General features: G+C 68.0%; 14 protein-coding genes. 5 read left to right on the top strand and 9 right to left on the bottom strand.

The annotated features are described in order from the left end of the window. Positions 1-29: 29 nt before the first annotated feature. From UCD39_RS04880 to UCD39_RS04870, 3 genes are all read right to left on the bottom strand, one after another. Positions 30-1,049, bottom strand: a complete 1,020-nt coding sequence (locus UCD39_RS04880; protein ID WP_330494951.1) for a DUF6624 domain-containing protein — start codon at positions 1,047-1,049, stop codon at positions 30-32. 88 nt (positions 1,050-1,137) lie between these two features. Continuing rightward, the gene (locus tag UCD39_RS04875) at positions 1,138-2,082 is read right to left on the bottom strand and encodes a phytanoyl-CoA dioxygenase family protein (RefSeq protein WP_330494950.1); all 945 of its coding nucleotides are present in this window, start codon (positions 2,080-2,082) and stop codon (positions 1,138-1,140) included. 23 nt (positions 2,083-2,105) lie between these two features. Then, positions 2,106-3,422 (bottom strand): metal-dependent hydrolase family protein, encoded by a 1,317-nt coding sequence (locus tag UCD39_RS04870; RefSeq protein ID WP_330494949.1) that lies wholly within the window; start codon positions 3,420-3,422, stop codon positions 2,106-2,108. 321 nt (positions 3,423-3,743) lie between these two features. Here UCD39_RS04870 and UCD39_RS04865 point away from each other — a divergent pair, with 321 nt between their 5' ends. After that, on the top strand, positions 3,744-4,379 hold the full coding sequence (locus tag UCD39_RS04865; RefSeq protein ID WP_330494948.1) for a hypothetical protein: 636 nt from the start codon (positions 3,744-3,746) through the stop codon (positions 4,377-4,379). A gap of 22 nt (positions 4,380-4,401) precedes the next feature. On the opposite strand, the gene UCD39_RS04860 is transcribed toward UCD39_RS04865, so the two are convergent. Beyond that, positions 4,402-4,935 (bottom strand): hypothetical protein, encoded by a 534-nt coding sequence (locus UCD39_RS04860; protein WP_330494947.1) that lies wholly within the window; start codon positions 4,933-4,935, stop codon positions 4,402-4,404. 102 nt (positions 4,936-5,037) lie between these two features. Beyond that, positions 5,038-6,495, bottom strand: coding sequence for a helix-turn-helix domain-containing protein (locus tag UCD39_RS04855; protein WP_145734742.1), 1,458 nt, complete (start codon positions 6,493-6,495; stop codon positions 5,038-5,040). Between the two features lie 339 nt (positions 6,496-6,834). On the opposite strand from UCD39_RS04855, the gene aceA reads away from it, so the two are divergent. Together aceA and aceB are read left to right on the top strand one after the other, a co-directional pair. Continuing rightward, entirely contained in the window at positions 6,835-8,124 is a 1,290-nt protein-coding gene (gene aceA / locus UCD39_RS04850; protein WP_330494946.1) for an isocitrate lyase, read from the top strand. 327 nt (positions 8,125-8,451) lie between these two features. Continuing rightward, complete coding sequence (gene aceB, locus UCD39_RS04845) at positions 8,452-10,098, top strand: malate synthase A (protein WP_330494945.1); 1,647 nt, start codon at positions 8,452-8,454, stop codon at positions 10,096-10,098. 105 nt (positions 10,099-10,203) lie between these two features. Here aceB and UCD39_RS04840 read toward each other — a convergent pair whose 3' ends face one another. Further along, complete coding sequence (locus tag UCD39_RS04840; RefSeq protein ID WP_330494944.1) at positions 10,204-11,499, bottom strand: hypothetical protein; 1,296 nt, start codon at positions 11,497-11,499, stop codon at positions 10,204-10,206. A gap of 221 nt (positions 11,500-11,720) precedes the next feature. Here UCD39_RS04840 and UCD39_RS04835 point away from each other — a divergent pair, with 221 nt between their 5' ends. Then, the gene (locus UCD39_RS04835) at positions 11,721-12,824 is read left to right on the top strand and encodes a hypothetical protein (protein WP_330494943.1); all 1,104 of its coding nucleotides are present in this window, start codon (positions 11,721-11,723) and stop codon (positions 12,822-12,824) included. Between the two features lie 27 nt (positions 12,825-12,851). On the opposite strand, the gene UCD39_RS04830 is transcribed toward UCD39_RS04835, so the two are convergent. Together UCD39_RS04830 and UCD39_RS04825 are read right to left on the bottom strand one after the other, a co-directional pair. Then, positions 12,852-13,775, bottom strand: a complete 924-nt coding sequence (locus UCD39_RS04830; RefSeq protein ID WP_330494942.1) for a tetratricopeptide repeat protein — start codon at positions 13,773-13,775, stop codon at positions 12,852-12,854. Between the two features lie 131 nt (positions 13,776-13,906). Beyond that, on the bottom strand, positions 13,907-14,557 hold the full coding sequence (locus UCD39_RS04825; protein WP_330494941.1) for a LysE family translocator: 651 nt from the start codon (positions 14,555-14,557) through the stop codon (positions 13,907-13,909). Positions 14,558-14,800: 243 nt separating this feature from the next. On the opposite strand from UCD39_RS04825, the gene mbfA reads away from it, so the two are divergent. Continuing rightward, positions 14,801-15,757: an iron exporter MbfA gene (gene mbfA / locus UCD39_RS04820; RefSeq protein ID WP_330494940.1), complete on the top strand. Its 957-nt coding sequence runs from the start codon at positions 14,801-14,803 to the stop codon at positions 15,755-15,757. Positions 15,758-15,783: 26 nt separating this feature from the next. On the opposite strand, the gene UCD39_RS04815 is transcribed toward mbfA, so the two are convergent. Continuing rightward, positions 15,784-19,347 (bottom strand): ATP-binding protein, encoded by a 3,564-nt coding sequence (locus tag UCD39_RS04815; protein WP_330494939.1) that lies wholly within the window; start codon positions 19,345-19,347, stop codon positions 15,784-15,786. Positions 19,348-19,900 lie beyond the last annotated feature (553 nt).

The raw sequence follows: 19,900 nt of genomic DNA, 5'->3' as shown, positions 1-19,900 counted from the left end.
GCCCCGGCGGGGCTTTCCTTTTCGCGGCGTCAATCCTCGGCGCTTTTACCGCCCCGGCAAAAGCGATCCGATTGCTGCTGGTACAGCGCCATGGGCTCCAGGCCCAAGGCGGCCCGCCGCTCCGCCAGGCCATCGGGATCGGCGACCTTGCTCATGACCCAGGTCTTGCTGGCGGGATCGCAGACCCCTTGGGTGCCGTATGCCTGCTCCTTGCCCGTGCTCACGGCCTGGCGGTCGAAAAGATAGGCGTACTGGACAGCAGGGCTTTTGCCGGCATCCACCGCCGCCTTGACCGCCACCAGCACCGCAGCTTGAAGGTCGGGATCGGCGCGGCCCGAATGCTGCGCCACCAGCCATGCCCCGGTGGCCGCGCGGCGCCCCCAGTCGCGCTCACTCGGCCAGCCGATGGTCTCCATCAGCCGCCGCAGCCGCCGGCGGTCGTACGCGTCGGCCGCACGCATGCGCGGGGCTAAGGCCTGCCAGCAGGCCTGCACCTCGGCCCCGGCCAGGGCATTGCAGTTGGGGAAGGCACGGACCATCTGGTCCATGTCCCAGATCAGCGTCAATTCCCCCTCCACACAGGCGGGCGTGGTGATGGGGCAGGCGTCCATGTTCAGGGCGGTTTGCGCCCGGTTCAGCAGGGCATCCACCTGCGCCTTGCTGGGCATGTCGCCCCGGGCCCGCAGGCCCTCGACAATCCCCACGGCCTCCTGGCTGACGAAGGTGTCGTCGCGGGCGACCCGGGCACGGATGGTGTCCGCCTTGGCGCGGTAGTCGGCCTCCAGTGTCGCCCGCTGCGCCTCACAGGCCTGGTCGTCGCAGGCCGCGTGGCCCACCGTGAAGACGGCGGTGTTGGCAAAGGCGGCGATGCCCAGGGCGCAGACGGGTTCGGCCGCGTCGCACGCATGCTCGTCCAGGGTCGATTGGGCCCGCGCCATATAGGCCGCGGCCTGGGGCGCCGCCTGGGCCAACGGCCCCGTGGTCGGCGGTTGGATGAAAATCGCACCGGCCGGCCCCGCCGCCGCCATCATCGCCACGGCCAGGACCACACCGCCCCATCCACACCGCATCGCCACCACCCCAACAATGGTTTCCGCTCTCGCTTATACCATTCCCGCCTGTGCAACCCGGCGCGTTCTAACGCCGCTTCATCACCCGCCGGTTCACGTCCGGGTCGAAATGGCTGTCGCGCGCCAGCCAGGGCTGGCGCGGGGTATGGGGGGAGGAGTGGACGTTATACTGAGCCGTCAGGATCAGGCGGCGGCCGGCCCGGGGCAGTTGGCCCTTATGAACGCCGAAGGTGTCGGCCAGGAAGCGGGTGCCGGCCGGCCCTGTCACGGTCGCCACCTTGTCCAGGCCGAACACGCGGTGCACCCCCTCATCCGACAGGGCCTTGCCCACCGCCAGGCGGGGGTCGCGGTGGCTGCCGCGCACGAAGACATGGGGGCCATCCTCCTCCCCCACGTCCGTCAGGTAAAAGAACAGCTTGAAGCCCTTCAGCGAGTCCCAGTCGCGGTGATAGCGCTGGGTGCCCTTGGCCATGGGGCGGTCGCCGTAAGACCACCAGCAGCCGATATTGTCCAGCACCGGCTTGCAGCCCAGGTACAGCTCCGCCACGTCCAGGATGGTGGAGTCGTTCAGCAGCGACAGCACATGGGGGGCCGCCAGGATGTCCTGCACGGCGTAGTAGCCCATGTTGGTTTCATCGCTGGCGGGATGGTTCCAGGAGAAGGTGCCGAGGTGGGGCCGGAAGGGATCGCTGCACGGCACACCCTGGAAATAGGCGCGGATCTCGGCCGCCACCTCGCCGTCCAGCGCCGGCAGGGGCACCAGTCCCTGCCAGGCCAGATCGCGCGCCCAAGACCGGGCCTGGTTGGTGGGCCGGGGCCAGGGCGACTTGGGCTGGAAAAACGCCACGATGGCGGCGGCGACATCGCGCGCCCGGGGCGTCCAGATCATGGGCAGCAGGTCATAAATGGCCAGCCGCCGGTCTATCTGCGCCCGTTCCAGGAAGGTGTGCCAGGACGGGATGCGGGTGCGCCACCGCTCCGCCAGGCTGATATCGCCCTCGTTCCCCCTCACATCCGCCCTCCCCTCGTCTCCGGTCACGGCAGCGCGACCGGGTGGCCATCGGCCTTGTAGACCACGCCCCCCTTCATGACAAACCGCACCTGTTCCATCAATTCAAGATGGCTGAGCGGGTCGCCGGCGACGGCGATCAGGTCGGCGTAGCGGCCGGGCTGCACCGTGCCGATGCGATCGGCGGCGCCGATCAGGTCGGCGGCGTTGCGAGTGGCGAACGACAGGGCATCGGCCGGTGTCACGCCGGCCTCGGCCAGCAGGGCGAATTCCCGGGCATGGTCGCCCTCGCCGATGTCGGTGCCATAGGCGATCTTCACCCCCGCCTTGTAGGCCAGGGGCAGGTTGCGCTTGGGTATGGCGTCGTTGGCCAGTTCCTTTTCCGCCGTGCCCGGGGGCAGCAGTTCGGGATGCTCCTGCGCCGCCTTCATGTACACGTCGTACACGGTCAGCGTCGGCACCAGATAGGTGCCGTGGGCCTTCATGGCCTTCACCGCGTCGGCATCCGCGAAAGAGCCATGCTCGATGGAATCGACGCCGGCGTTCACGGTGTTGATGATGGCCTGGGCGGGATAGGTGTGGGCCGCCACCTTCATGCCCAGCGCATGGGCCGTATCGATGGCGGCCTTGATTTCGTCATTGGTCATGAGCTGGGCGCGGGGATCGTCGCCGGTGCTGGCGATGCCGCCGGAGGGCATGATCTTGATGAGGTTGGCGCCGCGCTTGTGGTGTTCGCGCACCCGCAGGCGGGCCATGTCCGGCGTGTCGACGATGCCGTTCTGCCAATCGGGATGGTGCAGGCGGGAATCAAAGCCGTTGGAGGGGTCGCCGTGGCCGCCGGTGGGGCCCAGGGGTTCCAGCGACACCCACAGGCGCGGGCCGGGCACCTTGCCGGCGTCGATGGCGTTGCGCAGCGACACCGTGTCATCCCCGCCGCCCACGTCGCGCGCGCTGGTGAAGCCTTGCAGCAGCATGGCGCGGGCGAAGACGGCGCCGTCCAGCACCGCGTCCACCGCGCTGTGGGTCACCATGTCCTCCACCGCGTTGGCCTGGCTGGGTAGTTTGGACGCGATGTGGACATGGCAGTCGATCAGGCCCGGCAGCACCGTCTGGTCCTTCAGATCGATGACCGTGGCGCCGGGGTGGGCGACATAGCCGGCCTCCACCGCCGCCACCTTGCCGTCATGCACCAGGATGGTGACCTGGCGGCGGGGGGCGAAGGTCACGCCGTCAATCAGCGCGCCGGCATAGACCACGGTGTCATGGGCGGGCGCTTCCGCCACGACCGCCCCCCGGATGCCGCCGCCACCAGCGCCGTGGACGCCATCATCGCCGCCAGCCACAGCCGCCGGCGCTTCCCCATCAAGCCCCTCATCTTTCGCCCTTTCTGCCCATCGTCCATCTTGTTCTGGGGTCCGCCGGATACGTTCCCGCGGACCGATGACGAAACGGTATCCGCCCCAGCCCCGGTCCGGCAACGGCCATTGCCAAAGCAGCGGCGTTGATGTGTCTTACCCTGCGTTCCAGAGGGGAAAGGGGGCCCCGCCGGCACCCCTGTCTCATCGGACGACGGCCCCTCTGCCGCGACTCAAGGAAACCCGGTTCCCGTCAAAGATCCCGATCCACGCCCATAAGCCCATCCCTGGAAAATGTGAGCAGGCCCCATGGAAATTCACGCGCCGGAGAGCCCCATCCAATCCCTGAAGGACTTCGTCATCCATATCGGCGTGGTCACCGTCGGCATCTTGATCGCCCTGGGACTCGAGCAAGCGGTGGAAGCCTACCATCGCCATGAACTGGTCCGTCAGGCGGTGGCCAGCTTCCATGCCGAGTTGGCGGAGAACCGCAAGTCGGTGCAGGACGTGATGACCGAAATCGCCGAGCATAACGCCCGGGCCGAACAGGGCCTGGCCTTGTTGGAGGCGTGGCAGCAGGGCAAAGGCACGCCGGGCGCGGAGTTGAAATACCCCGGCATCCGCCTTGACCTGCTGTCCAGCGCCAGCTGGGACGCCGCCATCGCCACCCACGCGCTGGGGGATCTGCCGTATGACGAAGCGCGCCGCTATGCCGAGGCCTATGCCGGTTTTCGACTGTTCATGGAGCAGGAGAAGGCGCAGCTGGCGGAATGGCAGGATTTGCGCCTGTTCGGTGCCGACCCAGCCGTGATGGCGCCGGCGCAGCGACAGCTATTGATAGAGCGCCTGCACCATTACCAGAACTACGTCGTTGTTCTTACCCTCACCGGCAAGGGGGCACTGGCGTCGGCAGACCGGGCGCTGCAACCGCCGGCGGGCCATTGAACCACCGTGATCGTCCCTCCCGTCAGGACTGCCGCTTCAGCACCAGCTTGAACATGGTGGTCCAGCCGTCCTTGGTCCGGGTTTCGCTCCATGCCTCATAGGCGTCGGGCTCGCCCCCCTCCCCGGCCTGGGGGGGCCGCTGGGGGGTCCAGCGCACGCGGTAGGTCAGGGTCTCGCCGTCCGTCACATACTGGGTGGCGGGGAAGACCAAGGCGCCGCCCTCTGGCGTCACGGTGCCGTGACTGACGCCGCCCTGGTTCTCGATGTACAGGTATTCCACCCGTTTGGACGACGGGTCCCAGTAGTAGGTGGTTTCGCCCACATGGTCCGGCTGGCCAGGGGCACGCACGGTGTGGGTATCCCGCAGGGCCTTGCCTTCGTACAGCCAGGCGAAGCAGTGGGTGTCGGTGCGCTGCTGGCTGCCGGGGAATTCACCCGTCCAGCAATGGCCGGCCAGGAAGGCCATGGGCTTCAACCCCGGCACCGGGTCGGCGAACACGGCCAGGGACACACCCAAGATGGCGCCCAGGGCCATTCCCATCACCAACCTGCGCATCGCCAAAGTCCCCGTCCCCACAACCAGGCCGCACCCTGCCCGCCCGCCGCACCGGACCACAAGGGTGCAAGGGGATGGGGTGCGGAGGTTCGCGGTCTGGTGTCAGCCCGTGGGCGGGCCGATATAGCTGGACAGGCCGCGAATGTTCTCATCCACCACCAGGCGGTGGTTCAGGGGCGGGAAGGCCCGCTGGGTGCAGTCCAGGCGCGGGCAGAGGCGGCAGTTGGTGCCCACCGGCGTCGCCCGGCCCCCGGCATCGGCGGCGCCCGCCAGATCCATGCCGTCGGCGTAGATCAACTGATGGGCCTGGGCCGCCTCGCAACCCAGGCTGAGGGCGAACTGCCGGGGGACGCTTTTCCAGCCACCCGCCTTGCTGAGGGTGCGGGCGATGGCGAAATAGCTGGTGCCATCCGGCATCCGCATCAGCTGGGTCAGGATCTGCCCCGGGTTGCGGAATGCCTGATGCACCGTCCAGCGCGGGCAGCCGCCGCCGAAGCGCGCCATGTGGAAGCCCGGCACCGCGCTGAACCGCTTGGAGATGTTGCCCGCCGGATCGACCCGCACCAGGAAGAAGGGCACGCCCTTGGCACCCGGCCGCTGCAACGTCGTCAGCCGGTGGCAGACCTGTTCGAAGCTGGCGACGAAGCGGTGCATCAGCACCTCGATGTCATAGCGCGCGGCCTTCGCCGCCTCCAGGAAGCGGCCATAGGGCATCATGACGGCGGCGGCGAAATAGCCGGCAAGGACCATGCGCGCCAGTTGCCGCGATTCCTCCGCCGCCATGCCGGCCTTTTCCACCGTGGCGTTCAGCAGGTCGCGATGGCGCATCAGGGCCACCTGCACCGCCAGTTGGAAGGTGCGGCCCGCCGGCGACAGCATTTCCGAGATCAGCACCCGCCGGGAATGGCGGTCGTAGCGGCGCACCGTCTCGCCCATCACCTCCACCGGCATCAGCTTCACCGTCAGGCCATGCGCCTTCTGCACGAAGCGGGCGAGGGACCCGTACAGGTCCCCCGACTCCAGGTCGCCATCGAACCACAGCGTCTCCGCCGCCAGCTCCAGCTCCGGGAAGTGGTTGTTCTGGTTCTGGAAAAACTCCCCGACCTCATCCTGGGCGAAATGCTGGCCGGCGGCCTGGGGCTGCTGGCGGTCACGGTCGTCCACCTTTTCCGCCAGCGCCTGCACGTCCTCCCGTGCTTCCAGATAGGCGCGATACAGGGTGACGACGGCCTGGCCCAGGGTGGGGGCCACAGCCGCCAGTTCCTTCATGTCCTGGTTCTTGATGTCGTTGTGGTCGAACAGCGGGTCGGAGAACACCTCGCGCAGCCCCGCGACCAGCCGCACCTCATCATCCTCGGCGAAGGTGGCCAGATCCACGTCGAAGGTCTGCCCGATCTTCAGCAGCAGCGCCACGGTCAGCGGTCGCTGGTTGCCCTCGATCAGGTTGAGGTAGGAGGGGGAGATGGCCAGCATTTCCGCCATCTGCGCCTGGGTCAGCCGAAGCTCGCGGCGCAGGCGGCGCACCTTGTGCCCCAGCATCGCCTTCTTTTCCGCCGCCATGGCCCCCCCTTTCCGTTCCCGCCCCCCGCGCTTCCAGGTCTCCCACCCGGTTCCCCACTCTTCCGCGGTGCGCCGGAAGGGGCAAGTCGATTTACAAACTTTACAAGTTTTCACCTACCTACATTACAAGAGATTACAACGTTACCACTTTTCAATCAAAGACTTATTGATCCGGTTTACCAAATCGCCAAGTCTAATGCAGTGCAGTGAACGCGACGGACGCACCGCGAAACAGGCGACCACCGACGTTCACGACATCATCGGCGGGATGGCCGGACAGATCGGGCGGGATAGCCGCCCGCCGGCATCCGAAGTCTTCTAGAAAGGAATTAGGCGATCATGGCTCCGCTGGATCACGGCTCCACCCCCACCGACCTGAAGGCGCTGCATGCCCGCCGTTTCGACGGCGTGAAGCGCGACTACACCGCGGAGGACGTGAAGCGTCTGTCCGGTACGGTGAAGATCGAATACACCCTGGCCGAGCTGGGCGCCCGCCGCCTGTGGGAACTGCTGCACACCCGCCCCTATGTCCACAGCCTGGGCGCCTTCACCGGCAATCAAGCGGTGCAGATGGCCAAGGCCGGGCTGGAGGCCATCTACCTGTCCGGCTGGCAGGTCGCGGCCGACGCCAACCTGGCGGGTCAGATGTACCCGGACCAGAGCCTGTACCCGGCCAACTCCGTCCCCAGCGTCGTGAAGCGCATCAACAACGCCCTGCTGCGCGCCGACCAGATCCACCATGCCGAAGGCAAGGACAGCATCAACTGGATGGTGCCCATCGTCGCCGACGCCGAGGCCGGCTTCGGCGGTCCGCTGAACGCCCATGAGCTGATGAAGTCCATGATCGAGGCCGGCGCCGCCGCCGTCCATTTCGAGGACCAGCTGGCGTCGGAAAAGAAGTGCGGTCATCTGGGCGGCAAGGTGCTGATCCCCATCCAGCAGTTCATCCGCATCCTGAACGCCGCCCGCCTGGGCGCCGATGTCAGCGGCACCAGCACCCTGGTGGTGGCCCGCACCGACGCGGAGAGCGCGCAGCTGATCACGTCCGACGTGGATGAGCGCGACCATCCCTTCATCGACCGCAACGACCGTACGCCGGAAGGCTTCTTCCGCATCCGCAAGGGCATGGGCGTCGACTACTGCATCGCCCGCGGCCTGGCCTACGCCCCCTATGCCGACCTGCTGTGGTGGGAAACGTCCAAGCCCAACCTGGACGACGCCCGCCGCTTCGCCGAAGCCGTGCACAAGCAGTTCCCGGGCAAGTTGCTGGCCTACAACTGCTCGCCCAGCTTCAACTGGCGCGCCAACCTGGACGAGGCGACCATCGCCCGCTTCCAGCAGGAACTGGGCGCCATGGGCTACAAGTTCCAGTTCATCACCCTGGCAGGCTTCCACTCGCTGAACTACGCCACCTTCGAGCTGGCGCGCGGCTACAAGGAGCGCGGCATGGCCGCCTTCTCCGAGTTGCAGCAGAAGGAATTCGCCGCCGTGGAGCACGGTTTCACCGCCGTGAAGCACCAGCGCGAGGTGGGCACCGGCTACTTCGACGCCGTGTCCCTGGCGATTTCCGGCGGCACCAGCAGCACCACCGCCATGAAGGACTCGACCGAGACCGACCAGTTCCACTGATCGTCTCCGTCCCCGGAACGGGGTGGCTTCCAGGGAAGGCCGACGCACCGTTCGCCTGGTAGCACCCTTCGGGCGGTGGCGGGAATAAACGACGCTGGAGCGTCCCGCCGCCGCCCGGTTTTCCCTCCGGTTCCTGTCTCAAGTCCAAACGCGTCCCCATGATCGGCAGGAATGGCCCATTCCATTCCCTGCCCTGGCAAGGGTGCGGCGACGGGGTTTAAACGACGCTGGAGCGTCCCGCCGCCGCACCCCTGCCCCCTACAACACCGCCTCACGGGCCCGAGCCCCCACTGCGGCCGGGCCCCCTGATCTGAAGGGAGAGGTATCATGCCTGACGCTTTGTTCGCCCCCTCGGCCCCCCGCCTGTCGCCGGATGCCCCGGTAGGGCGTATCGAGATCCGCGCCGCGTCCAAGCCCGGCTATGATGTCCTTCTCACCCCCGCCGCCCTGGCTTTCGTCGCCGACCTGGAACGCCGCTTCGGCTGGCGCCGTCGCTACCTGCTGGAAAAGCGGGTGGAGCGCCAGGCCCGCCTGGATGCCGGCGAAAAGCCGGCCTTCAATCCCGCCTGCGGCTATGCCCGGCATGAGGAATGGACGGTCGAACCGCAACCGGCCGCCCTGCGCGACCGCCGGGTGGAGATCACCGGCCCCGTCGAGCGCAAGATGATCATCAACGCGCTGAATTCCGGCGCGCAGGTGTTCATGGCCGATTTCGAGGACAGCAACGCCCCGACCTGGACCAACGTCATGGACGGCCAGGTCAACCTGCGCGACGCCATCCGCCGCACCATCACCCACATCGATCCCATCTCGGGCAAGCATTACGCCCTGAACGATAAGGTCGCCGTGCTGATGGTCCGCCCGCGCGGTTGGCACCTGGAGGAGAAGCATGTGCTGATCGACGGCCGGCCCGTGTCCGCCGCCCTGTTCGACTTCGGCCTGTATTTTTTCCACAACGCCCACGAGCTGCTGACCCGGGGCAGCGGCCCCTATTTCTACCTGCCCAAGATCGAGGGCCGGGCCGAGGCGCGGCTGTGGAACGACATCTTCCTGCATGCCCAGGATTGCCTGGGCCTGCCCGCCGGCACCATCAAGGCCACGGTGCTGATCGAGAGCATCCTGGCGGCCTTCGAGATGGACGAGATCCTGTATGAGCTGCGCTGCCATTCCGCCGGCCTGAACTGCGGCCGCTGGGATTACATCTTCAGCTTCATCAAGAAGTTCCGTAACGACCCGAACGCCGTGTTGCCCGACCGCGCGGCCATCACCATGGACAAGGCCTTCCTGAACGCCTATTCGCGCCTGGCGGTGAAGACCTGCCACCGCCGCGGCGCCCCGGCCATCGGCGGCATGGCGGCCTACATCCCGGTGAAGGATGACCCGGTGGCCAACGACCGCGCCTTCGCCCAAGTGCGGGCGGACAAGGAACGTGAGGCCCGCAACGGCCATGACGGCACCTGGGTGGCCCATCCGGCGCTGGTGCCCGTGGCACGGGAGGTGTTCGACGACCTGATGCGCACCCCCAACCAGATCCACGCCACCTGCCACGACGTGCGGGTGACGGCGGAGGATCTGCTGGCCATTCCCCAGGGCCCGCGCACCGAGGCCGGCCTGCGCCAGAACGTGGCGGTGGGCATCGGCTATATCGAGGCGTGGCTGCGCGGCCAGGGCTGCGTGCCCCTGTTTAACCTGATGGAGGACGCGGCCACCGCCGAAATCAGCCGCGCCCAGGTGTGGCAGTGGCTGCGCCATGGCGCCCGGCTGGATGACGGCCGCGTCGTCGACCATGCCCTGGTGGAGCGCATCATCGAGGAGGAACTGGCCGCCTGGATCGGCCGGGTGGGGGAGGTCGCGCTGGCCCACAGCCGGCATGAGGAGGCGGCGCGCCTGTTCTCCGAACTCGTGTTCCAGCACCGTTTCGCCGAATTCCTGACCCTGCCAGCCTATGACCGGCTGATGGAGACAGGTTCCTGAGTTCCCGGGGAGAGGGAGGAACGCCCAGGCGAAAAGGGCGAAGACCGCAGGGAAAGGCCGGCGCCCGGATGGACGCCGGCCTTCCTTATTGGGTCGCCTTCAATCCTAAGATGCTGACTTCACCGGCTGGGGCGGGTTCTGCAGGATCAACTGGCCATAGGCCGTGGTGTGCTGGAACAGCACCTGCTCGGTCCAGGATACCTGCGTCTTGTCCGTGGGCGATGGCGACACCGCTGCGGCCTGGGCCGGGGTCAGGTACTCGATCACCTCCCCGCCCCCCTCGGCCACCTTGTAGCTGGAGACGAATTCGTCGAAGGCGGCGGACTGGCCCTCGGGATTCAGCGCCTGGTTGTTGATGGGGGTGTAGGGGCCGGCCACGGCCTCACCCTTCTTGGCATGGGCGCGGGCGTCGGAGATGAGGTGGGTGATGAGGTCGGTGGTCAGCGCGCCATAATAGGTGCCGTAATAGCCGGGAATGGCGTCCAGCATGGCGGAGCCCCAGGCGTGGGGCACCACATCCACGTTGTTATACATGTCATGGTTCCAGATTTGCCAGGGCTGGCTGCCCGTCTGGTCGCTGCCCGCCCAGGCGGTACCATTGACCAGTGCCGCGAAGGGGGCGTTGCCGGGGGTGGCGCCGGCGGTGGCGTAGATCATGGCATCGCCCGCCGCCCACGAACTGCCCCGCAGCAGGCCGGCGGTGGGATCGAAGCAGGCCATGGCCAGCGTCGGCGACAGGGCGCCCGCCAGCGAATGGCCGGTGAAGGTCAGCGTGGTGCCGGACGGCGGGGTCAACCCCTTGAGGAAAGTCACCAAGGTCTGCTTGGTGATCTGGGTGTCGACGATGCCGAGCAGGTTGGTGATGCCGGTGTAGGTCGCTGTCGAGATGCAGGGGACCTGGTCGCTGGGCTGGGTGTCGTTGGTGCCGCCGTTCCACACCTGCAGGGCCCCATCCCATGCCACCACGGTGGCCACAGCGAAATCCTCCTTCAGCCAATCGTAGAAGGATTTGAAGTTGGTGGCGGCGATGGCCACGACATAGCGGGCCAGCGTGGGGCTGTAGGCCACGAACAGGGCGTTGGCGGCGTTGAAGCGGGCGGTGGGGGTCGGTGCGTCCCAGCGCACGCTGCCGAAGACCGGGTCGATGCAAAGGGCCTGGGGGCCCCACACCACGGTCCAGTCGTCAGCCCCCAGCTGCGACCCGGCGGCCTTGATCGCCTTGTCGACGCCGTCTGTCAAGATGGCCGTCAGCTGCGCCGCCGCCGCCGTGGCGCCCGCCTGCAGGGCGGCGTTTTTCGGCAGGGACTTATCCAAGTCCACCGGCACGTCCTGGCCGCTGGCGTCATTGGCGATATTGTTGAAGAAGAAGGTGGTTTGCCACGCATCATAGGTCGTCGCCATCCGGTTCACTCCCCGCTGATTGCAAGACGCTTTCGACAGCGCCCAGTTTAAGGCGCGACTACAATTAATACGTATGTATTTTTTGTTCAATGCGCGCATGAGGCGCATATCGCCTGGCCAGACCACCTGCGACAAAGACGACAGTACCAGCCCCGCCCATACCCCCGGTCAGGGGTGGCTGATATCATGGGTGCCTTTGGTCAACGGTGTGGTCAGCGGACGTGCAGGGCAAGCGGCAGGTACCAGGAGCGGTGGCGGGATGGCGGACATCCGTCCGGGCCATCGGCCTTGCGGGCGCGCTGCTGGCCGCCGCCGGGGTATGGCATCAGCCTGCCCGGGCCCAGTCGGCGGCGCCGCCGGCGGCCCCCCGGGAAACCGACGCCCCCATGGAAACCGACGTCAACGGCGTCCGGGTGGACACGGCGCTGGTACAGCCGTTCCAGAAATCCGACCCGCATCATGGACTGAGCCGGCGCCGGGCCGCCGTTGCCGCGGCGGCCAATGGCGATGCCGCCTGCCGCGGGATCGGCGATTTCTACTGGGAGATCGGCGACGGCACCGGTGCCCTCGCCAGCGGCAGCCGGGGCACCCGCTACAGCGCCAACAAGCCCTTGCAGGTGGCGTCGGCCAGCAAGCTGATCTTCGCCGCCTATGTGGTGGAACGGGTCGACGGCCGGCTGACGCCGGCGCAATTGGACGCGCTGGAGATGCGGTCAGGATACGACAACTTCAACCCGTTGGCCTGTTTCGGCGCGCGCACCGTCGCGGCCTGTCTGGACCGGCGCGACAACGGGCTGGTGAATGCGGACCATCAGGGACGGTTCAGCTACAACGGCGGCCATGATCAGCATCTGGCCGCGACCCTGGGCCTGGGCGATCTTGACCGCTATGGCCTGGCGGCGGAGATGCGCCGCGTGCTGGGCCCCGAACTGGCCCTGGATTACGCCGCGCCGCGGGTGGGCGGCGGCCTGAAGGCCAGCCCCTCCGCCTATGCCGCCTTCCTGCGCAAGGTGGTGGCCGGCCGCCTGCGCATCCGCGATCTGTTGGGCAGCCATCCCGTCTGCACCGGGGGGCCGAACTGCCCCGCCGTGCAGGCGCCCGAGTTGCCCCAGCCCTGGCATTACAGCCTGAACCATTGGGTGGAGGATGGTCCCGGCGGCGACGGCGCCTTCAGCAGCCCGGGGATGATGGGCTTTTATCCCTGGATCAGCGCCGACCGCCGCACCTATGGCTTGGTCGCCCGCGAGGTGGTCGCGCCCCGGGCCTATCTGGCCAGCATGGCCTGCGGACGGGCCCTGCGCCGCGCCTGGTCATCGGCGGATTGACCCCTTTCAGACGGAGGGAACCGCCGCCTACTTCGCGCCGGGGCCGCCCTTCCCTGCCGGCTTACCCCAATCGGTGGCATCAAAATAGACGCGCACCCGCCGCTTCTGGGCGTTTTCCAGGGTGAACTGGTCCAGTTGGCGGCCATTCTCCACCACGCGGTGCTGCTCCACCTGCTTCCAGCCGGGATAGAGGATGCCCAGCACGGCGTATTCGCGCTTGGCACCCGCCGCGTCGTCAGCGATGCCGGGCAGCACGATGGGATCGCTGGCCAAGTCGCCCTGCCCCTTGCTGGACGGCAGGTTCAGCTTGGCCTCGATGCTGTTCAGGAACTCCTGGTGGCTGGACATGCAGGGCGCGCAGCCGGCCCGGCGGGCGACATTGTACCAATACTGCGCCTCGCCCGCCCCGCCGCCGGGGATGCTGCCATTATTATAAAGCTGGCCGTAGATGAGGGCCGCCATGGGCAACCCCGCCTGGGCGGCGGGCTTCACCACCTCCGCCGCCTTCTGCGGATCGCGGCCGGTGCCCCGGCCGTAATAATAATAGACCGCCAGCGCCTCGCGCGCCTTCAGGCTACCCCGCGCCATAGCCTGGTCAAACAGGGCCAGGGCCTGCGCCAGGGCCTGGGAGTTCGGACCCTTGCCGTCCTTGTCCTCCATCTGTGCGTCAGCCTGGCCCACCAGGCGCTGGGCATCCGGCGGGTCGACCGGCGGTGTGATGTGGCCGTCGAGCGGCAGCTCGTACACCGGCCCGCGACCGGCGGCCTGCCCCTGGGCACCGGGCATGATGGTGTCCGGCGCCGGGGTCGCCGGCTGCTGCGCCGTCGGAACCGGGGCGACCGGCTTGGAGGGCGCGGGCTCGTCGTCCCCCTGAAAGAAGGCGCAGCCGGACAGCAGGGACGCGGCCAAGCCGGCGGCGATGACGGGAGCGGAAAGACGACGCAAAGGCATGGCACCCCAGGAACAGCCGGCGGGACGGGATCGGCAGCGGAAGGCCACCCGTCACCACTGTAGGCCATGGGCGCGCATCTGCAAACGACCTCAGCTTACACGGCGGGTGGCCCCGAATGCAGGCGCGCGGGTCAGCGCATCAGCGCCAGGATGCCGCCGGCCCCGATCAGCAGGCCGCCGGTCAGACGGTTCAGCTGGCGCGCCGCCTTGGGCGTCTGCAGACGCCCAGCCAGGGCCTGCCCACCGATGGCGTAGGTCAGGATCCAGCCGAACTCGATCACCACCATCAACACGGTCAGCAGCACCAGCTGGGCCGTCAGCGGCAGAGCGGCATCAATGAATTGCGGAAAGAAGGCGGCCATGAAGATCAGCGCCTTGGGGTTGGAGCCGCAGACCAGCAGGCCGCGCAGCAACAGCCGGTGGGCGCGGGCGTCGGCGGGACGCACCGCCTCCCCCTCCCGCTCGGCGCCGGCTTCGGCCCGCAGCGTGTCCTCCGGCTTGGCCCGCCACGCCTGAACGCCGAGGTACAGCAGATAGGCCACACCCAGCACCTTAACCACCATGAAGGCGGTGGAGGACGCCTGGAGCAGCGCCGCCATGCCAATGGCGGACAGGCCCGCCATGGCGCCCAAGGCCAGGCACATGCCGGCACCCGCCCAGGCCGCGGCGCGCACCCCGTGACGCAGCCCCACCCCCATGGCGAACAGCATGTTCGGGCCCGGGGTGGCCGAGAGGAAGAAGCAGGTGACGGTGAAGGCCGAAAGGGTCTGCCAGCTCAACATTGCCCGCGCATCCTCGCTGATAAGGGTTTGGGGCTGGATTGTACCCCGAAAGCCGTCCGTTGATGAGGGGGGCCCCACGCAGGGAGCCCATGCCACGGGGCCATGGCGGCGCCGAGAAGCAAGCGCAACTCATTATTATTACTTGGAAATTTCGGCAGCCCACCCCACGCGGCGGGTTGACGGGCGCGTGAACATGGCTAGTCTCGGGACCATCCTTCCCGCCGTCCGCGCCCGAGGCCCGCCATGAAAGATTTCTCCGACCTCACCGAACAGGAGGTGCTGGCGTTGGCCGTCTCGCTGGAGGAGGAGGACGCCCGCATCTATGACGAATTCGCCACCGGCCTGCGGGAGAATTTCCCGGAAAGCGCCAAGGTCTTCAACGCCATGGCGGCGGAGGAGAACGGCCACCGGCACCGCCTGATCGAGCTGTACCGCAAGCGCTTTGGCGAGCATATCCCGTTGATCCGGCGCCAGGACGTGCGCGGGTTCGTGCAGCGCAAGCCGGTGTGGCTGACCCGCCCCCTGTCGCTGGAGACGGTGCGCCAGCAGGCCGAACTGATGGAGGCGGAGACCAAGCGTTTCTATACCCGGGCCGCCCGCCGCTCGACCGACGCCGCCATCCGTCAGTTGCTGGGCGACCTGGCGGATGAGGAGCGGCGCCACGAGGCGCGGGCGGAGCAGCTGGAATCGCGGCTGGTCACGCCGGAAGTGCGGGAGGAGGAGCACGCGTCGGAACGGCGCCTGTTCGTGTTGCAGGTGGTGCAACCCGGGCTGGCCGGGTTGATGGATGGTTCCGTATCCACCCTCGCCCCCCTGTTCGCCGCCGCCTTCGCCACCCATGACACCTGGCAGACCTTCCTGGTGGGCATCGCATCCGCCGTGGGGGCGGGCATCAGCATGGGCTTTGCCGAGGCCCTGTCCGACGATGGCAGCCTGACCGGCCGGGGCAGCCCCTGGCTGCGCGGTCTGGTCTGCGGCTTGATGACCACCGTGGGCGGCCTGGGGCACGCCCTGCCCTATCTTGTTCCCCATTTCTGGACGGCCACGGCCATCGCCGCCGCGGTGGTGGCGGCGGAGCTGGGCGTCATCGCCTGGATCCGCAACCGTTACATGGACACGAGCTTCCTGGCCGCCGCCTTTCAGGTGATCGTCGGGGGCCTGCTGGTGTTCGCCACCGGCATCCTCATCGGCAGCGCTTAGGTCAATTCCCCAAACGTGAGAAAAGCCTAAGCTGCCGCAATGGGCACGGGATAATCCCGGGCCAGGGCGGCCCAGGAGGCCGGGGCTAGGCCGACGATGGCGGCCATGAGCTGGCGCGCCTGCTCCGCATCGCCGTCGACGCAGGCTTGTTCCAGCGATTCCGCCAGGCGCTGCAGGCGGCGCAAGCCCAGATTGCCGACCGTGGAGATCAGGCTGTGCGCCTCGCGCCGCGCCTCGGCCATGTTGCCGGCGGCGACCAGGCTGGCGGTACGGGCGATCCGGGCCTGACCGAAGCTCACGAACTCGCGCACCATGTCTACGGTGCCCTCGCGGCCCGCCAAGTCCACCAGCTTGGCCAAAGGCTCGCCATCAAACAACGGCTGGTCGCCCATGGGATAGCCGTCGCCGGGAGGGGAAGACGGCGGGGACGCCCCCGCCGGGCCGCTGTCGGCTGGCTGGGCCGCCGCCTGACCGCCCCCGGTCCATCGCGCCACCAGATCCAGGAAACGGTTTTGATCGAAAGGCTTGGAGACATAGTCGTCCATGCCGGCGGCCAGGTATTCCTCGCGCATGCCCACCATGGCGTTGGCCGTCATGGCGATGACTGGAACACGGCGACCGGGCGGTTCGCCCGCGCGGATGCGGCGTGTGGCCTCCAGCCCATCCAGGCCCGCCATCTGGATGTCCATCAGCACCAGATCGACCGGCGGATCGCCCAGCGCGATGGCGGCCCCGGCGGCGCCATCGCTCGCCAGCAGGACGGTGTACCCTTCGGTCCGCAGCATCATTTCCGTGATACGGGCGTTGATGCTGTTGTCCTCCACCACCAGCACGCGGCGGCCGGCGCCCCGCTTGGGGACAGCGGGGGAGCCGGAGTCGGGGGCCGGGTCCGCCGCCTGGACGGGCAAGCGGGGCAGGGTCAGGTCGATGACGAAGGCGCTGCCCTGGCCGGGCGCGCTGTGCAGGGTGATCGTGCCACCCATGAGGGTGACCAGTTCACGGCAAATGGACAGGCCCAGGCCGCTGCCGCCATAGCGCTGGGCGATACCGTCGTCGCCCTGGACGAAACGGTTGAACAGCCGCGCCTGCTGGTCGGCGGTCATGCCGATACCGGTGTCGCGCACGGTCAGCACCACATGGGCGTCCTGACCGTGGGCATCCACCACCTCGGCCATCACTTGGACCTCACCCCGGTCGGTGAACTTGACGGCATTGCCCAGCAGGTTCAGCAGCACCTGCCGCAGGCGACGCGCATCCCCCCGGAAGGGGGCGGCCGCCTCGGGCGCGATGCGGGTGGTGAGCGCCAGGCCCTTGGCCCGCGCCTGGCCTTCCATCAGGCGGGCCGCCTCCGTCACCACGGCAGCGAGCTGGAACTCCGTCTCCACCAATTCCACGCGGCCGGCCTCCAGTTTCGACAAATCCAGGAGATCATCCACCAGTAGCAGAAGTGTTTGCGCACTGTCACGAATGATGGCGGCCAGGTCGCGCTGCAAGGGCGCCAACGGCTCCGCCGCCAGCAACTGGATGGCCCCGATGATGCCGTTCAACGGCGTGCGGATCTCATGGCTCGTGGCGGTGAGGAAGACGGATTTGGCGACATTGGCATCCTCCGCCACGCGGCGGGCCTGTTCCAATTCCGCCGCCGCCACCGTGAGGGTATCCCGGGCGGCGCGCAACTCCTCCTCCTGCCGCACGCGGCGGGTGATGTCCCGAGCCGCGGAGATCAACAAGGGCGCGCCGTCATCACCCCGAGTGTGGGAGATCAGGGCCTCGAGCCATATCCACCGGCCGTCCTTGTGGCGCAGGCGGAATCGGGCGGAAACGCCATCGGCCGCATTCCCCGCCAGCTCGCCGCCCGCGCCCCCGGCCATGCGATCCGGCTGCTGGGCCGCCGCCGACAGCGCCTCCAGAGTGGCGTCGACGGCATCGTCGTCCGGATGGCGGAGGTCCGATAGGGGCAGGCGCGTGAATTCGGCCACGCTGTAGCCCAGGATACGCTCCACCGACGGGGAAACGTACAGGCGCGTGCCATCGGGACGGGTCAGCAGGATGATGTCGCTGGCGCGATCGGCCAGCAGGCGGAATCGGGCCTCGCTCTCCTCCCGCGCGACACGCGCCTCCACCAGGGCGGTGATGTCCCGGCCGACGCCACGCCAGCCACGGAGGGTACCGTCCACGTCGTACAGGGGGCGGCCCGACAGAACGATGTGATAGCGCCGGCCGCTGGGGTGGTCGACGATGTAGCGCAGGTCGCGAAACTCGCGGCCGTCGGCGCCACTGGCCAGGGCGGCGGCCGTCTCCGGCGTAGGGGTCAGCCCCGCGACCGGCGTTTCACCCACCATGCGCTGCGGGTCCAGTCCGATGGCCCGCACCCCGGGAGAGACGTAGGTGAGACGCCGGGCGGGGTCCGCCTCCCAATACCAATCGGTGGAAACATCGATCAGGTCGCGGAAGCGCACCTCGCGCTCCGCCAGGTCGGCGGCGCCTTGTTCCAGATTGTGGGCCATGGTGTTGATGGCGCGGGCCAGCACGGCGAACTCCGCATCGGCCGGCCGCACGGGCGCGCGGACGCCGCGTTCGCCCCGGCCGATGCGGTCAACCACCCGCGTCAGCGTGCCGAGCCTGCTCATGACCGACGTTTCGACGCCGACGATGCCGAACAGCAGGGTGATGGCGGCCACCGCCGCCAGGCCCATCATGCTGCGCCAGAAATCCTCATCCGCCTCGCCCACCGCCTCGTCCCGGGGCAGGCTGACGAGGACGCGGGCGTTGAGTCCCTGCAGGGCGCCGAAGCCGATGATGCGGGGCACCCCATCCAGCCCGGCGGACAGCAGCGTGCCCGAGGGCTGGGCGAACAACTGGGACACCAGGCCCGCCTCCAAGGTCTCCCCCGGCAGGTCCGCGCCTGTCTTGTCATCCAGGACGGTCGAGCCATCCACCGGAAGGGGCGCGGGCCCACGGGCCGGCGCGGGAAAGCGCACCAGAATCTCGCCCCGGGCATCGACGATGGCGAACACGCCATTGGGCATGTCCGCCGCCATGGCGGCCAGGCGGCCGGCCCAGTTCAGCCGCATGCTGGCCCGCGCGACGGCCGTGACGTGGCCGTCCGGTCCCAGGATGGGACGCGCCATGGCCAGGATGGGCGCACGAGAGGTGCGCCCTATCATATAGTCGCTGAGGGTGGTGCGGCCGGTGCGCACCGCCTCTTGGAAATAGGGCCGGTCCCCGACGGTCAGCAGGGCCGCCGGGGCATTGGTGGACGCGCAGATGGTGGTGCCGTCCGGCCGGGAGAGAAAAACGTTGGCGATCCAGGGCTCGGCCGCCTTCAGCCGCGCCAGATCGTCGGCGCAGTCGCCCGCGGACACATCCAGTTCCTGCAGGGCCACGGTTTCCACCAGATGGCCCAGCTGTTCCACCAGGACGCGATGCTCTTCCTCGGCCACCTGGGTCAGAATGCGGAGATGGGCGCGGGCGGCGGTGACGGCGGCGTGGCGGCGGGATTGCCCCTCGACCACCATCAGCGCCGCCATGGCACCGATGACGGCCACCAGAAGCAACAGCAGCCTGCTGCGCAATCCCGGTAGACGCATCACCCTTCACCGTCCGCGCGTCGCATGCGCCGTGCCCCCGACTGCACCCTGGCCAGCCTCCGAAGGAAACGGGCCCTGTGATCATATTAGGGCCGGCCGCCCGAGGCGCCAAGGGCAGGTGGTTCGGAAAGGCCAACGATTGGGTGGTAGGAATGCGACGCGGTGGGAACGCTGCCCCGGAGACGTCCTGATTCGTCCAATTTCCTGATCAACGGGTCAAGATTTCATCATTCTGCAACACTTAACCCGCCACAGCGACACAGCGCGGGTGCGCCATATATTAAATAATTGAATTACATAAGAAATATCTTCGTTTCTGCGGAAAAAAGCTGCGCTGCACTTTGTCGCGGATGGCCTTCGATATGTGCTTTGACGGTCACACCAGGGGGCAAATCAGCGCGTTTTGGCACGCCACGGACAAGAAGGCCGGGCCTCTGTAATGGTGTTGTAATACGAAGGAGTGAATAAAGCGCCCGACACGGCCACACCCTGGCTGAACGAGCGGGTGCGGACGGGTGCATGGCTGACCGAACGACGAACGATCCAAATTCTG

The organism is Nitrospirillum karajorum, assembly GCF_036348415.1.
Classification (GTDB): Bacteria; Pseudomonadota; Alphaproteobacteria; order Azospirillales; family Azospirillaceae; genus Nitrospirillum; species Nitrospirillum amazonense_B.
The sequence above is the reverse complement of the archived record's forward strand: the minus strand, read 5'-3'. Positions and strand labels throughout refer to the sequence as shown.

Bases quoted from the DNA above. Each gene is read 5' to 3' on its own strand.
- aceA (WP_330494946.1), top strand. From the start codon at position 6,835: ATGGCTCCGCTGGATCACGGCTCCACCCCCACCGACCTGAAGGCGCTG.
- UCD39_RS04815 (WP_330494939.1), bottom strand. From the start codon at position 19,347: ATGCGTCTACCGGGATTGCGCAGCAGGCTGCTGTTGCTTCTGGTGGCC.
- UCD39_RS04865 (WP_330494948.1), top strand. From the start codon at position 3,744: ATGGAAATTCACGCGCCGGAGAGCCCCATCCAATCCCTGAAGGACTTC.
- UCD39_RS04840 (WP_330494944.1), bottom strand. From the start codon at position 11,499: ATGGCGACGACCTATGATGCGTGGCAAACCACCTTCTTCTTCAACAAT.
- UCD39_RS04860 (WP_330494947.1), bottom strand. From the start codon at position 4,935: ATGCGCAGGTTGGTGATGGGAATGGCCCTGGGCGCCATCTTGGGTGTG.
- UCD39_RS04825 (WP_330494941.1), bottom strand. From the start codon at position 14,557: ATGTTGAGCTGGCAGACCCTTTCGGCCTTCACCGTCACCTGCTTCTTC.
- UCD39_RS04830 (WP_330494942.1), bottom strand. From the start codon at position 13,775: ATGCCTTTGCGTCGTCTTTCCGCTCCCGTCATCGCCGCCGGCTTGGCC.
- aceB (WP_330494945.1), top strand. From the start codon at position 8,452: ATGCCTGACGCTTTGTTCGCCCCCTCGGCCCCCCGCCTGTCGCCGGAT.
- UCD39_RS04855 (WP_145734742.1), bottom strand. From the start codon at position 6,495: ATGGCGGCGGAAAAGAAGGCGATGCTGGGGCACAAGGTGCGCCGCCTG.
- mbfA (WP_330494940.1), top strand. From the start codon at position 14,801: ATGAAAGATTTCTCCGACCTCACCGAACAGGAGGTGCTGGCGTTGGCC.